Source organism: Bacillus sp. BK450 (assembly GCF_004364885.1).
GTDB lineage: Bacteria > Bacillota > Bacilli > Bacillales > Bacillaceae > Bacillus > Bacillus safensis.
This window is the reverse complement of record NZ_SOBQ01000001.1, coordinates 102,121-115,646: the sequence shown is the minus strand read 5'-3', so window position 1 is coordinate 115,646 and position 13,526 is coordinate 102,121. Positions and strand designations below refer to the sequence as shown.

Below are 13,526 nucleotides of genomic sequence, written 5' to 3'. Positions count from 1 at the left end.
TTACATTAAATAGAACCAATTCAGTGAACACCTGAAAATTTCCAAATCACCTCCGATATATGTTTAGGAGGTGATTTCTTATGAATGAAATTAACGAAACCAACGTATTTACATGATTTGAACAGAGTAAATACATCGGGATTTATTTGAAACAATTTGGGGAAAAGATGCATAAAGCAACTATAACAAGGCTTTAAAGTGCACCAATAAAGCGAATGAGTGTAGAATGACATAAATTCCAACCAAGAACTTTTTTTTTGTTCATTTTGATATAATAGATTCAAAACACTAGTTAAGAACTGCGCTTAATTAAAAAATAGAGGAGTACTTATGAAAGAAGAAATTATAAAAGAATATTTCTTTATGTGGGTAACTAGAGATTTTACGTTTTTAGATACGTATTTTTCTGATGATATTATCTACCGCGAATGTTATGGAGCAATGTATGTGGGTATAGAGGAAGTCCATTTGTGGATCAAAAAAATGTTACTGAAGCAAGTTGTCTTAGAATGGAAGATAAAAAATATTCATCAAGTAAATGATACCTTATTTTTTGTAGAATGGTATTTTAAAGCAAAAGAAGAACAACTTTATTCATTTGATGGTATATCAAAGATTGAATTTGATGGAAATAAAATCCGATTAATAGAAGAGTATGAAGCTAAACATGAAACTTTTAGACCATGTAAGATTGATTAAAGATGTCCAGAGACAAGAACATCAATAAACATGCACTTAAAACTGATACGATGTGAGGTTAAACACGGTTGAGGGATACTCCGTATGAATGGTACAGAAAATTGTCCAGGGACAAATTTGCTCCGTTTATTAAAGATTGTCGAGGGACAAGAACATGGTCCCCATTGAAGTCGCTATTTTAGCGGCTTTTTATTTTATCGGTACAAGTTCTTGTCCCGATTGCCGGAATGCGAAAAGAACATGTTACTATTGCCAATTAGTCATAAATCTAATCGTTAAAAGTTGGGTACTTTGTGTCAATGTACAATGAGCTTCACATTCAGGAGGCTTCATATTCTATTATTTTGAAACAGCATTTTTTTCAATCATGTCTTTTTTATTTGGAAGTATGATGAATCATGGTATCACTATAGTTGAAAAATTTAATGTACATGCGCCTACATTTATGATCTTGTATGTTTCTTTTTTAACTTTGGGAATTTGGAAAATGCAAAACTTTGTTGATAGAAAAGAGAAAAAAGTTTTGATTAGATATAAACGATTACTACAAGAATGTTTAGATGAAATTCCAAATAGAAGTTTTAAATAAGTATCGGACACTTTTTTACAAAAAGCGGAGGAAGATGAGGTCAAGGAACTCAAAGCAGCGGTGGCTGATTTCCCTGAACTGGAGGATATCCCTTCTTTGGTGGAAGAGTATGAGAAAACCACCGCTAAATTGTTCAGAATGCAACGCAGGACGTTTTTAAATGCTTTTATATCCAAAGACGATTCAGAGACGTTAGAATCCATTCTGGCGTTTTTTAATAATGATCTATCCACTTCAGATGAATTTGCGGAGTTGTTCGGAAAAGAAACGGCTGCCTTTCTAACACTTACCGTCACGCAGTTGGCCGAGAAGATCATGAATTCCATCGATGCAGATATTCCATTCAAGGTTCTATCTGAAAGAACTGAAGAGTGGATTGAATCTTGGTCTCAAGAGTTGGCGCAGCTGATACAGCTGAATACTCATACAGCCATAGAGCAAACGCTGAAAGAGGGTATAAAAGAAGCCCGTTCTATCCAGGAGATTGAATTGGAGCTGAAGGACCTTCCTGAATTCAGCCGCAAGCGCGCACGTGTCACAGCTGTCACAGAAGTGTTGACTGCTTCTTCTGTTGCTCAACATGAATCCTATGTCCAATCTCCAGCAGTTACAGGAAAGCGATGGAAGCACAGCGGCGGTAAAAAGAATCAGTCGAGAGAAAGTCATGTGCAGCTGGATGGAACAATCATCCCTCTCGATGAAGAATTTGAGATACCAGGCAGCGGAGAGCGGTGCATGTTTCCGAGAGATACCAAGCTTTCTCCCAAAGAGCGAGTGAACTGTCATTGTGCGGTTGGTCCTGTGGTTGACCCAGTCATTTTGGGTTTGTCGGCTGAGGAAAAAGAAGAGATTAGAAGAAGGGTCTTACAAAACATGGAATGAAATAGTATAATATCCTCATTATTTCAAAAAATGGGGTTATATTATGAGTTCAGAATTGTGGGAGTTTATCAAAGAGAATATAGCAGTAATAGCAGCAGGCTTATCTTTCATTACTGCTGTTTTATCAGCCACCATTGCTTTTATTACAAATATTCGTCATAAAGATCGAGATCGCTTTTATCAAAATGCTGAGGAAAATTTATATAAATTGATAGAACCTATGTATTTTAAGATGAATAATATAAAAAATATAAAAGATGACCATCATAAGGTTGAATCTATAAGAAAGTTTTTAAATACTTATAATCCTGAAAAAATAAATGTTTCAAAGCTCGGAAACAGAAAGTTAATAAACAGATTTATAGAAACACATTCAGCTTATAGTCACTATCGAATCGAATTCGATGATCGAAGTTTGAAATTATTATTGCGTAAAATTGCAAGTTTGGAATATTTTTTAGAAAAAGAATACTGGAAGCTCTTTGAAGCGATATATAAGGATCACAATTATTTCAAAAAAACTGTGAGCATGAATTATCTATTCCGCTTTTTCTATAGAATCTCAATTTTTATTGAAAGTACGTTCTTTGCCGTTAGTTGGATAATATTTATTTTTATGCTCATTGTGATTTATGATGAATATAGAGATGGAACCATCTGGGTTGATGAACTACAAGAAAAATTACTAATTTTATTATATTGTTTAGTGTTTTCACTTTTCATGCTGTCTATGTCTGTAATTATAAATCTTGCTATTGCAGATGATACGAAACAAAAGAAAACCATCAGCGATTATTTAACGCTGGGAATAACTTCTTTGTGGAAAAAAGGTGCTGTGAAAAGGCGAGAACGAAAAAAGGAGAAAGCTATCCGTAAAGAAGAAAGAGCACGAGCGGCCAGTATAGAAGAAAGTGACTAAACTGAAAGGAGGTGAATGAAGTGCCACGGGAATTGATAAATGCAAAAATCACACACGTTTCATACGTGGACAAGGGTGCTAATCAAAAGCAGTTCTTTTTTATGAAGTCAGAAAAGCAGCCAGACTTTCAAAATGAAATCAAGGTCATTGCGAAGGCTGATGATGCGCAGCGTCTTGTGTACGGTATTGTATACGAACCAAACGTAGCTGATGCACATGGAGATTACATGACACCAGAAGAGATCGAAAAAGCCGCTCATGGGTTACTGAAGGATGCACGTGAGATCGACAAACAGCAGGATTTCCAAGGCGGTGTCGGAGAAGTCGTTGAATCGTAAATTGTTCCGTCTGACTTTGAATTGGGCGATGAGGTTATCAAGAAAGGATCGTGGGTCCCTGTGACGAAGGCTTCCGATGAAATTTGGGAACAGATTCAAAAGAGCGAGATCCGCCGGATATAACAGCAGGATATTCAATGGCCGGAACAGCAGACATAGGAAAACAAGAGTGTGAGCCAGCTTCTGAAGAGAAGGGGCTTTTTTCTTTGCTTAAAAACTTCTTTTTATCAAAAGGAGAAGTAAAGAACCGATACGACAAAAGCCGCATGCGTCGTGAGTTTTGGGCGGCACAAGATGCACTGAATTCCGTTTTGTATAAATGGGATTCTTACGACGATGAAGACTTGGAGACTGATCCTGAAAAGGTGAGAGCAGCACTGCAGGATTTTGTGGAAATCACACAAGAGATTCTGTTTACTGATGACTTGGCTGGAATCCAAACTGATCCACCTGAAGAAGTCGCAAAAGAAATGGCCGCAGCTGTAGGGATGTCTAGGTCCACAAGATGCAAATAATTTGGATCGATGTATCAAATATAGGTTGTAGAACTTCTCATTCTTGTAAGGAAACAAGTGGTTAAAGATTTCCGATTAAAAAATTGAATTGATTGATAAAGTAAAGTAGTACTACTTCATTATAAGCACAAATACTGGTAGAATTGAGTAAGCAAACCATAAAATGCAACTGAGTTAAATCAGTATAGCCAATATCCAAAAATAATTAAAATATGAGGGAGAAATTTAATGGAGTATGTATTAATGGAACCACCAATTATAATGGAATCTTTTGAAACTTTATCAAAAAAAGAGGCTAAAATTCTCTTCGATTGGTTTGTTAATCAGATACCACTTCGGATTGAAGTTTTGAAAAATGTTACTAATGAAGAGGTGGACTTTAATTTCACTCCCGAATCACTTATAGATATCTATAGTTGGTTTTTATCTCAGATTGAAATTTATGAATTATCAGAAGAAGAGATTGGTAGAGAATTAGAAGAATTAAGGCAATATCCTGATTTTATTTATGAAGATGAAAAAAAGAGCTTATTGGCTAATCCAGTTGAAATTGCAAAAGTGGACTATGCAATAGCAATGGATATAGGGATTTATTATGCAGAAGTTATTAGAAGAAACCATCCTCAAGTGAAGTGGACGTGTTTTACTAAGCCAAAATCTTATGCATACTTAAACAAGCCTATTCTACATTTCGAAAAAGGCGACAGCATTTATTATGAGCGTGAACCTATAGATTTAATGTTTATTCTGAACCAACGAATTAAAAAAGGAGAAGTAACAGAGCGTACACTTTATGAAATGTATTTTAAAGATGAGAATTTGATATTGGGTGTAGACGAAGATCCTGAAGATGAAGATTAAAAAGAGTAACTTCTGACATGGAAGTTGCTCTTTTCATTTTGTTTTTAGAAACTTGAATAAAGAAAGTATGTCTAAAATAAATACTCAACGAAAATGATTGTTTGCTGATACTCTATAATTATAATACTAGTTGGATTTCAAAAGAATATGGAGATAGGTTAAAGAAGATGGGATATTTACAAAATGACTGAATCCTTATGCGTTTTGGTTAATTTAAGAGCTGAAGATCCTTTTCAGTAAATATATTAGAATTGTATTAAATATGAAAATTAGTGAAAAGATACTTACGTAATCCAGAAAAGTATTAATTTTTAATGCCCTTAGAAATTGAGGGCTTTATTTTTAAATTAGGCAAGGAGGCTGTAATTTAGATGAGTTCGGATAAATTTAAAAGTATAAAGACTATAGAATATACTGAATTAAAGAATGATCTGAGGACTGGTGACCTTTTATTATGTTCGGGTGAATATTTGGTAAGTAAGTTAATTAAACAAGTTTCCAATTCACTCTTTAGTCATGTTGGTATTATTGTGAAGTGGAAAGGGCTATTATTAATAATTGAAAGTGTCGAGGACGATGGAGTTAGAATAGTTCCTTTAGAACATTATTTGACTAACTATGAGAATACAAATAAAAGTTATGATGGGAAGTTATATATTGCACGGCACAAACAGTTAAATGAAGATGGTGGTGAAAAACAGAATACCATTATCGTTAAAGGTTTATCTTTATTAAACAAGAATTATGATAAATCTGAAATAGCACAGATAGTTGCTCGAATAGGATTGGGAGTAGGTAAACATAAAGATAATGAGGAGTTTATCTGCTCTGAATTTGTAGATGTATGTTTTAAAGAGGCAGATATTTGTTTTACCTCAGATACAAAAGGTTTTATCTTTCCTGAACACATTGCTGCTGATGAAAATGTTATTCCTATCGCTCGAATAGGTTGATATTTAATTCATAACAAACAGGCCTTCGACATGCGAAAGGCTTTTTTGTTTATGCAATTACCTGTTGATTTTTTTGTGATGGGCATTAAAACAACATTTTGTGAATTCCACTTTTAGAGTGGCCCTTCTAAAAGAACTCAGAATTCGTTCAGTTGCTTGTCACTTCTAATCAACTTTTCTAAAGTCACTCATTCAATGTATTTGCGGGATACCGAAAATTTCTATTAAGGACAGTTTGTCTTTACATATGTTGTAAATCTAGTGTTAAAATATTATAAGGGATTTGCTTAGAAGGGGGTAAAGGGATGACAGAATTAATTGCCTCTCAGGAGGTAGGAAACATGTTAAACACCTGGAATCTTGCCATACAAAAAGGGGATTTGTCGGCAGCTATTGAAATGCAAGATGACATAGACAAGGCAATCGAACAAATGGAAGAAAATCAAGATATTCTTTTGTATTATCAACTATTAAGCTTTAGACTTAAGCTGAAACTTCAGAATATTAGCAAAAACCTAGATAAGCCATTCTTTGAGAGGAATGCACCAGACGAAAAAGAAGAGAAGACAAACAAACTCATGTCCTATTACTTCTATTTCTATAATGGGATCTATCATGACTACTTACAAGATTATGATAAGGCGCTAAGTTATTTCAGAATAGCTGAAAAGAAGTTGGCCTATGTTGATGATGAAATAGAAAAAGCAGAATTTCATTATAAATTAGCTGTTCTATTTTATGATTTGAAAATGACTTTCTTATCTAAATATCATGCTCAAATTGCTTGTGACACATTTAATGCACATGAATCATATATCAAAAGACAAATTAACTGTAGAATGCTGCATGCGCTGAACTTAATCGATCAATTTGAATATGAGAAAGCAAGTGAACTTTTTAACGAAGCAGAGAACATGATCCGAAGTATCAATGACAATCATTTAATTATTCATCTCTATTACAGCATGGGTTTTTTGGAAAGCAAAAGAGAGAATGCTGAGAAAGCATCTGCATTTTTTAGACGCACACTGAGTTATGAAGAAATTGAGCAACAAATGTTATTAAAAATGAGATGTTTATATGAACTAGCCAGAATAGAAGTATCAAATCAAAGCAATGAAGTGATTGAGTGGGTTGATCTAGGCATTTCTTTGTCGGAACAAGTGAACCATCACATTTTTCAAATTAAATTTAAATTGTTAAAAGAACTATTATATGAAACAAATGACACTCAACAAGCCAATATCAGTAATTTGTGTGCAGAGCTTGAAGAAAGAAGAGTTTGGGTTGATTTAGAGGAAATCTTGGTTGATGTGGCGAAATATTTAGAGGAAAAAGGCTTGTTGCAACAATCATTGAATTACTATAAAAGAGCCTTACATGCAAGTCAATTTGTAGGAAAAGGAGTGAATTAAATGAAAAAGTCTTTTTTTATTCCATTATCAATAGCTGTGGTAGCATTAGGTACACTTTTCTTTACAAATGGTTTCATTCAACCTCAACATGATGATGTCCAAACCGTCGCATCAAGAGGGAGCTCTGGAGGATAATTGGTTAAAAAACGATAAAGTGGATTAAAGTGTAAGACTCCTTATGGTATTCTAGTAAAAGAATATTCCATAAAAGGAGTCTTTTTTATATGAAAATATTAGATGCTCCATCTTTACTATCAGCTGTCGAACAAAGGTCAAAAGCCTATCAGGAGCTTCGAGACGAAATGCAGCATGTGAAAAAAGCATTAAAAAGTGTGTCGGGATTAGGTGATGAATTTACTGGAAAAGGTGCAGACAATATCAAAGCTTTTTATGAGGATCTTGCGCTTTACACGGACACTTATCTTGATTTTATTGATATGCAAAAAGCTTTTTTAGATGGGGTAAAAGGAAAGCTTGATGATGAATCGTTAGGCGGGAGTACATTTATTGATGAGCACTTTTTAGATGCTCAATTGAAACAAGGCATTCAAAACAATAAAGATATGGTCAAGGAACAAAAAGAAGCCCTATCCACTATTTTTGATGACATCAGTGATCTCATAGAACTGAATGTATTTTCAAGTAAAGAGGTCAATGAACATTTAGACGATGCGAATAAAAAAAGAAAAGAGGCAATTGATGCTGTCCATAAATTAGATCATGCCCTAAAAACAGAATACGCAAAATCAGAAGCGATTGAGAAACATCTTGCAACCTTTTATGCAAAGATGATGGCTGCTACAGGAAAAGGGAAAAATGCGCAGCCCATGTATTACGATGCAAAAGCATTCCATGAGACAGATGTGTACAAGAATCATGATAAAATCGATGCACAGGTGAAAGCATATTTAAAGGTGAAAAAAGAAGAAAAAGAGAAACGAAGAATCAAAGAATTGAAAGAAAAACTCAACGATCCTTCGTGTATATCAGAAGAACAATACTTTGAGATTGTAGACGAAATTGGATATGAAAATCTTTCCTACGATCAAAAAATATATTACAGCCAGCTTCTCCAGATCAAAGCGCAGGAAGAAGCATCAGAGGGGTTCGTTGATGTTGTAAAAGGTGCAGCAGTTGGGCTATATGATGTGGCCAAAGATACAGTAGTTGGCATCTATGATCTTGTGACAGATCCTGGAGGTGCCGTTGAATCGGTCGTAACGGCTGTTTCACATCCAATTGAAACGTCGAAAGCGATTGGAAAGTCGATTTCAGACTCATTCCAAAAAGAAGTCATCGATGGTGATGCATATTCTCGATCACACTGGTTCGCCTATGCGACTGGTTCTCTAGCAGAAATCGTTTTTGGCTCTAAAGGGGCAGGTGCCATTACAAAAACGGGGACAACAGCGGCAAAAACAACGGTGAAGAAAGGGCTTGTACAAGGTGCAAAATCATTAGACAGAGTCTCTATTCCGAATCTATTGCCATACTCACCAAAGTTTCAAATGGCTGGCGGCCCGAAGCTGCCGTATAACGTGTTTGACGGAGAAAATCTCAAAAATAAACTCCTCTCTATGGCAAAGCGTCTAGACAACAATTCAGGATATGGCATCTCTAAGACAGGCAGACGATTACCGGCACCAAAATCACCACCAACTGTTGTTAGTTACGGAGATCACTATGTGAGATGGAAACGTAAAAAAGTGTTAAAACCGAATGTTGTTTATTCAACAAAGCAAGGCTACACCTACACAACCGATCACTACGGAAGAATTGTCAAAGTCGAAGCAAGTGATTTAAAATACGGAGAGGTCAAAAGAAACCAATATGCCCAATCCAATTCAGGTAAGCCGGATCGATTACTAGATGATGACGGAGGTCATTTAATCGCAACTATTTTTAAAGGTTCTGGGGATATTGATAACCTACTTCCAATGAATTCACAGATTAATCGAAGCGGCGGGAAATGGTACACCATGGAGCAACGGTGGTTGAAAGCCTTGAATTCAAATCCACCTAAACAAGTAGCAGTGAGCATTGAACCTATCTATAAGGGAGATTCATTACGACCTGTTAGTTTCTCTGTGGAGTATAAAATTGGAGAACGTTATTCTCAAGTATTTATTAAGAATCAACCTGGAGGTTAAAACCCAATGGAAGAATTAGAAATAAATTATAAAAAAATAGCAGAATCAATTAATGAATTAATACCATGTGATTGGGATAAAGTTTGGATGTATGCAGAAATACTTGATGATTCGGCTGAGATAGTGTTTTATTTTAAAGAACAAAATGGAAATGAATATGTTAATGGACATCAAATTCCTCATAAATATAGTGTAAGTAAGTCAACATACATCCACTTATTATACGAACTTAGTGAAATTTTTGAAGCATTGAAAAAGGCATATATACAAAATGATTTAGGTGCTTGGACAACAGCTACCCTCCAATTAGATTATAAAGGGAAATTCTCTATTGAGTATGGATATGATGATGTTTATTCATTAGGCATAGACAATGTGCAAAGAATCGCAGTTTGGGAATATGAAACGTTCGGATTTTTACCCGACGATGAAGAAGATAAAGAAGCCGTATTAAATTATATAAAAAATAAAGACGATAACTAACGCAGAATACCCTCCGAATAAAGGAGGGTATTTGTCATATATGTTTCATAAAATTCTCATTCCCTTTATTTAAACCGATAAACCGTCACCTCACAATCACCCAGCACCTCTTCAATCATCTCTTCAACAATCGTCCAATCGCCGCCTGCCAATCCGCAGCCGATTCCGTATGGAATGGCGATGGACGTTTGGTTTTTCTCCTCAGGTGATTGTGTCACTGTATCCTTTAGATGTTGAAAGCAGCTGCGTAAGGCATCGTAGTCTGTTTGCTTTCTTGTTCTTCCGTATCCAGCTTGGGCAAATAAGTTTGCAATTGTTTTTCCGTCTTTTGTTGTGATGAGTTGAATGGAGCTTAACAAGTCATCTCCTTGTTCTGTACATAACTGTTTATAATCTTTGTACACATTCGGATATTTGCTTTTGATTTGTTTCGCTAATCCAGCTCCCATGACTCCTTTACAGTTTACCTGGTGACAAATGATGTCTTCGCTTGCCTCTAATATGTTTCCATCCACCGTTTTGATCATATGATGTAACCCCTTTTTGATAAAATACAAACTTACGTTCTATTATAGCAGTTTTGTTCCTGTGATTTAATAGCCTTTGATGAGTTTTTAGTTAGTACACGATGTTCAGGTGACAGCAAAGTGACAAACCTGTCATATGATTCCATGGTTTGTTCGTTCGATCGATGGAGGCAGGCATCTCATTTCAATTATCCTTATCGTAAATCAAGTAAAAAGGGATGAAATGAGATGCGGGGATTTAATGAAGATTTATTTAGGTGGGTGAATGAGCTCAGTATCGATCATGGTTACTTGAATCCAATATTTATTGGACTAGCTGAATATACAGTGCTGCTGGCAGCGCTCGTGTGTCTGTTCGTATGGTTTCAAAATCGCAGCAGGTACAATAGGGCGATGGTCGTTTCTGCCGGAGTGACCTTCGTATTCGCCGAGTTACTTGGGAAAATCGCTGGGGTGTTTTATTTTAATCAGCAGCCCTTTGCAGAAATGAGCCACGTCAATCTTTTGATTCAAAAGGAAGTGAATAACTCGTTTCCGAGTGATCATACCATCTTTATTTTTTCGATTTGCGTGATCTTTTGGCTGTTTCATAAACGCCATTTTTATTGGCTGATCATTGCGTGTACTGTTGGTTTTTCAAGGATTTGGGTAGGTGTTCATTATCCATTTGATGTCTTAGCAGGAGCTGCTATAGCGTGTTTAACAGCCGTCGCCGTTGTATATTTGCCGATATGCCAAAAGAGCGTTGATGCCCTTTTGTCATGTTATGAATGGCTTGAACAAAAATTGGTAGGGAAGAGAACAAAATAATATTGTTGCAGCAAAATACCCCGATCTGTTAAGCTGAGATCGGGGTACTGTTTATTTTCGCCAAAACGTTGAACAATCCGCTTTGTCTTCAATATTAAATTCGATGATTTTTTTTAGGAGAGGATAATCAACTGGCAAGCTTTCTTTCATGCGAAACAGATTTTTCCCATGATCGTACCCAGCTTGTACAATGTCAGCTGAAAATTGATCAATACCTTTTGCTTCTGGTGCGACAGAAATGTGATGTTTTGCCACGCTAAACCCAATAATAAATGTGCCGTGATCTGTGAACATGGGCTGATTCCAAGCAATTCTTGGCTCTAATTGAGGGAATGTGTCTTCTACCCATTGTAAGATGTCTTGAGTGCGCTGCTTCAGCTCTGGGTTACCGATTTTGCTGATATATTCTTCAAACACATGCATGATATTTTATCCTCCCAATCCATCTACCTCATAAGCCTCAGACGGGATTCGAACCCGCACTCCTTTCGTAAGCATAGGCTAGGGGCAACACGCTTCCCTACGGAGTTTCACCGACAGGAATTTCACCTGTCTCAGCTTATGTGCTTTTCGGTGCTTCTGAAACCCTTGCCTTGCGACCCGCCAGCTACAATTTGTTTTACGGCGCTCTTCCCTTCTAGAGCTACTGAGGCGTGTAAGTGATTGATCATATTATATATAGAAATTGGATAAATGAAAAGCTGCTATGAACCATCATCAGATTAGAAAGGCTTCGGCATTGCGCTTTTTTCATTTCATCTCAAGATGTTTATTTTTAAAAAAGGCGGAATTTTTTCGCAAATATCATTGACTAGGAGAAAGAAACGCACTTTCAATGGAAACGGTTATTGAAGATTCAAGTGATTCATATTAAAATGATGTCAAATGGACTAATTAGCAATTGCTAATAGAAGTTCCATATTTAGTGAAATATGTGTTGCAGCTGAAGGTGATTGGGGGTGTAGAATGAGCAAAGTTCCTGTTGCGGAATTGGCATCACTATTAAATGACTGGAACATGGAAATCAAAAAAGATCATGCAGATGAGGCAGAACGGTTATTTGCCAAAGCGAAACAAGCGGTAGAGGAAATTGATGATGCGGATATCCTCATATACTATTCTCTTCTTGAGAAGAGACATCACATTCTGATGTACAATTTAAGAGGGCAAAAGGGCAATGTTTCAACGAAAAGCATAGAGGGTCATTATGGAAAAAAAGAAGATGACCTGTCTAACCGTCTTGCCTATTATTTTGATTTTTATGAGGGTGTGTATGAGCAGCATCAAGGTAATTATGAGGTTGCATTGCAGATGTATCAAAGTGCTGAAAAGCTCTTAGATAAAATTCCAAGTGAGATAGAACGTGCTGATTTCGATTTTAAAGTGGCATGGCTTTATTACCGTCTCAGTCATATCATGCTCTCATTAAGCTATATCCGCAGAGCGCTGCACGTCTATAAGCGGCACAAGCAGTATGAAAGAAGAACGGCCCTTTCATACTCTCTTATAGCAGCGAATCTAACGGAGATCGGCCGGTATGAAGAGGCGCTTGAGAATTATCGTCTGGCAGAAGAAGTTTTGACAAGCGAGCAGGATGATTTTATGCTGGCTCAGCTTCATCACAATGTTGCCATTTTATATTCATTTTGGAATAAACCGAAGGAATCGATACGTCATCTTGAAAAAGCACTGTCCCATCAAGAGTATTATGATTCAGATTTCTTTTTCCATTCTACGTATCTGATCAGCCGGGAACTCTGTGTGATTGGTGAAAAGCAGCGTGCAAGCCAATATATAGAGGCTGCATATGCCAGAATAAAAGATGCTTCTCATGAAGTGTTTCAGCTAAAAATAGGCATCGTACATGATCTTTACTTAACGCATGCGCCACAAAGATTTCAGCAAATTGATGAGAAATTAAGAAAGTTAGAAGAAAAGAATGAATATCATGAAGTAAAAGAGCTATCACAATTTGCAGCAAAATATTGTGAAAAGCAAGCACTTTATGAGCAGTCTGTTTTTTACTTGAACAAAAGTTTAGAAGCGGATTTACATATGAAAAGAATGGGGTTGATTTAAGATGAAAACAGGATTAAAAGTATTATTCGTTGTCGGTTTAGCGGTCGCTGCGACTGTTCTATCGCAAAACGTTGCGGGTTCATTCGAAGTTGCAGAAAAAATCATTGGTGGTTAATATCTTTTTCTCTCGCCCTTGTTGATGATCGTCAGCAAGGGTTTTTTGTGTTTTAATAGGCTCTTCTTATTAAACGCTGCAAGAACGTTTAATAAGAAGAATTCGCAACAAAGGGGGTGTGCAAATTTATTACCTGCTCCATTATTCTAAATAAACATAGGGCAGAGCAACAAGTTAAAAAGGTCACTTTT

Annotated in this window: 13 protein-coding genes and 1 pseudogene; 12 read left to right on the top strand and 2 right to left on the bottom strand. The window is 36.2% G+C overall.

The features are described from left to right. Nucleotides 1-330: 330 nt before the first annotated feature. The 10 genes and pseudogenes from EV579_RS00610 (at nt 331) to EV579_RS00570 (ending at nt 9,804) form a co-directional block, all read left to right on the top strand. Entirely contained in the window at nt 331-699 is a 369-nt protein-coding gene (locus EV579_RS00610) for a nuclear transport factor 2 family protein (protein ID WP_103132390.1), read from the top strand. 649 nt (nt 700-1,348) lie between these two features. Next, nucleotides 1,349-2,170: a phage minor head protein gene (locus EV579_RS00605; protein ID WP_133743791.1), complete on the top strand. Its 822-nt coding sequence runs from the start codon at nt 1,349-1,351 to the stop codon at nt 2,168-2,170. Nucleotides 2,171-2,213: 43 nt separating this feature from the next. Beyond that, entirely contained in the window at nt 2,214-3,089 is an 876-nt protein-coding gene (locus tag EV579_RS00600; RefSeq protein WP_133743790.1) for a hypothetical protein, read from the top strand. A gap of 20 nt (nt 3,090-3,109) precedes the next feature. Continuing rightward, a pseudogene (locus tag EV579_RS00595) lies at nt 3,110-3,894 on the top strand (XkdF-like putative serine protease domain-containing protein); the annotation flags it as partial. A 291-nt stretch (nt 3,895-4,185) separates the two neighbouring features. Continuing rightward, on the top strand, nt 4,186-4,803 hold the full coding sequence (locus EV579_RS00590) for a hypothetical protein (RefSeq protein ID WP_133743789.1): 618 nt from the start codon (nt 4,186-4,188) through the stop codon (nt 4,801-4,803). Between the two features lie 371 nt (nt 4,804-5,174). Beyond that, nucleotides 5,175-5,756 (top strand): YiiX/YebB-like N1pC/P60 family cysteine hydrolase, encoded by a 582-nt coding sequence (locus EV579_RS00585; RefSeq protein ID WP_103132385.1) that lies wholly within the window; start codon nt 5,175-5,177, stop codon nt 5,754-5,756. 305 nt (nt 5,757-6,061) lie between these two features. Then, on the top strand, nt 6,062-7,171 hold the full coding sequence (locus EV579_RS00580; RefSeq protein ID WP_103132384.1) for a response regulator aspartate phosphatase: 1,110 nt from the start codon (nt 6,062-6,064) through the stop codon (nt 7,169-7,171). Further along, nucleotides 7,172-7,306 (top strand): hypothetical protein, encoded by a 135-nt coding sequence (locus EV579_RS19245; RefSeq protein ID WP_254966822.1) that lies wholly within the window; start codon nt 7,172-7,174, stop codon nt 7,304-7,306. Nucleotides 7,307-7,395: 89 nt separating this feature from the next. Further along, nucleotides 7,396-9,321, top strand: a complete 1,926-nt coding sequence (locus tag EV579_RS00575) for a T7SS effector LXG polymorphic toxin (RefSeq protein ID WP_133743788.1) — start codon at nt 7,396-7,398, stop codon at nt 9,319-9,321. 6 nt (nt 9,322-9,327) lie between these two features. Then, nucleotides 9,328-9,804 carry an immunity protein YezG family protein gene (locus EV579_RS00570; protein WP_041109174.1) on the top strand — a complete coding sequence of 159 codons (477 nt, stop codon included), beginning with the start codon at nt 9,328-9,330 and terminating at the stop codon, nt 9,802-9,804. Nucleotides 9,805-9,869: 65 nt separating this feature from the next. On the opposite strand, the gene EV579_RS00565 is transcribed toward EV579_RS00570, so the two are convergent. After that, entirely contained in the window at nt 9,870-10,331 is a 462-nt protein-coding gene (locus tag EV579_RS00565; RefSeq protein ID WP_133743787.1) for a macro domain-containing protein, read from the bottom strand. Nucleotides 10,332-10,559: 228 nt separating this feature from the next. Between EV579_RS00565 and EV579_RS00560 the strand changes: the two genes are divergently transcribed. Continuing rightward, nucleotides 10,560-11,141: an undecaprenyl-diphosphatase gene (locus tag EV579_RS00560; RefSeq protein ID WP_133743786.1), complete on the top strand. Its 582-nt coding sequence runs from the start codon at nt 10,560-10,562 to the stop codon at nt 11,139-11,141. A gap of 51 nt (nt 11,142-11,192) precedes the next feature. Here the strand turns inward: EV579_RS00560 and EV579_RS00555 are convergent, their stop codons facing one another. Beyond that, nucleotides 11,193-11,564, bottom strand: a complete 372-nt coding sequence (locus EV579_RS00555) for an iron chaperone (RefSeq protein WP_034621969.1) — start codon at nt 11,562-11,564, stop codon at nt 11,193-11,195. 543 nt (nt 11,565-12,107) lie between these two features. Between EV579_RS00555 and EV579_RS00550 the strand changes: the two genes are divergently transcribed. Then, nucleotides 12,108-13,220, top strand: a complete 1,113-nt coding sequence (locus EV579_RS00550; RefSeq protein ID WP_039178848.1) for a response regulator aspartate phosphatase — start codon at nt 12,108-12,110, stop codon at nt 13,218-13,220. Nucleotides 13,221-13,526 lie beyond the last annotated feature (306 nt).

Coding starts and splice junctions, on each gene's coding strand:
- EV579_RS00610 (WP_103132390.1), top strand. CDS start 331: ATGAAAGAAGAAATTATAAAAGAATATTTCTTTATGTGGGTAACTAGA.
- EV579_RS00600 (WP_133743790.1), top strand. CDS start 2,214: ATGAGTTCAGAATTGTGGGAGTTTATCAAAGAGAATATAGCAGTAATA.
- EV579_RS00590 (WP_133743789.1), top strand. CDS start 4,186: ATGGAACCACCAATTATAATGGAATCTTTTGAAACTTTATCAAAAAAA.
- EV579_RS00585 (WP_103132385.1), top strand. CDS start 5,175: ATGAGTTCGGATAAATTTAAAAGTATAAAGACTATAGAATATACTGAA.
- EV579_RS00580 (WP_103132384.1), top strand. CDS start 6,062: ATGACAGAATTAATTGCCTCTCAGGAGGTAGGAAACATGTTAAACACC.
- EV579_RS19245 (WP_254966822.1), top strand. CDS start 7,172: ATGAAAAAGTCTTTTTTTATTCCATTATCAATAGCTGTGGTAGCATTA.
- EV579_RS00575 (WP_133743788.1), top strand. CDS start 7,396: ATGAAAATATTAGATGCTCCATCTTTACTATCAGCTGTCGAACAAAGG.
- EV579_RS00570 (WP_041109174.1), top strand. CDS start 9,328: ATGGAAGAATTAGAAATAAATTATAAAAAAATAGCAGAATCAATTAAT.
- EV579_RS00565 (WP_133743787.1), bottom strand. CDS start 10,331: ATGATCAAAACGGTGGATGGAAACATATTAGAGGCAAGCGAAGACATC.
- EV579_RS00560 (WP_133743786.1), top strand. CDS start 10,560: ATGCGGGGATTTAATGAAGATTTATTTAGGTGGGTGAATGAGCTCAGT.
- EV579_RS00555 (WP_034621969.1), bottom strand. CDS start 11,564: ATGCATGTGTTTGAAGAATATATCAGCAAAATCGGTAACCCAGAGCTG.
- EV579_RS00550 (WP_039178848.1), top strand. CDS start 12,108: ATGAGCAAAGTTCCTGTTGCGGAATTGGCATCACTATTAAATGACTGG.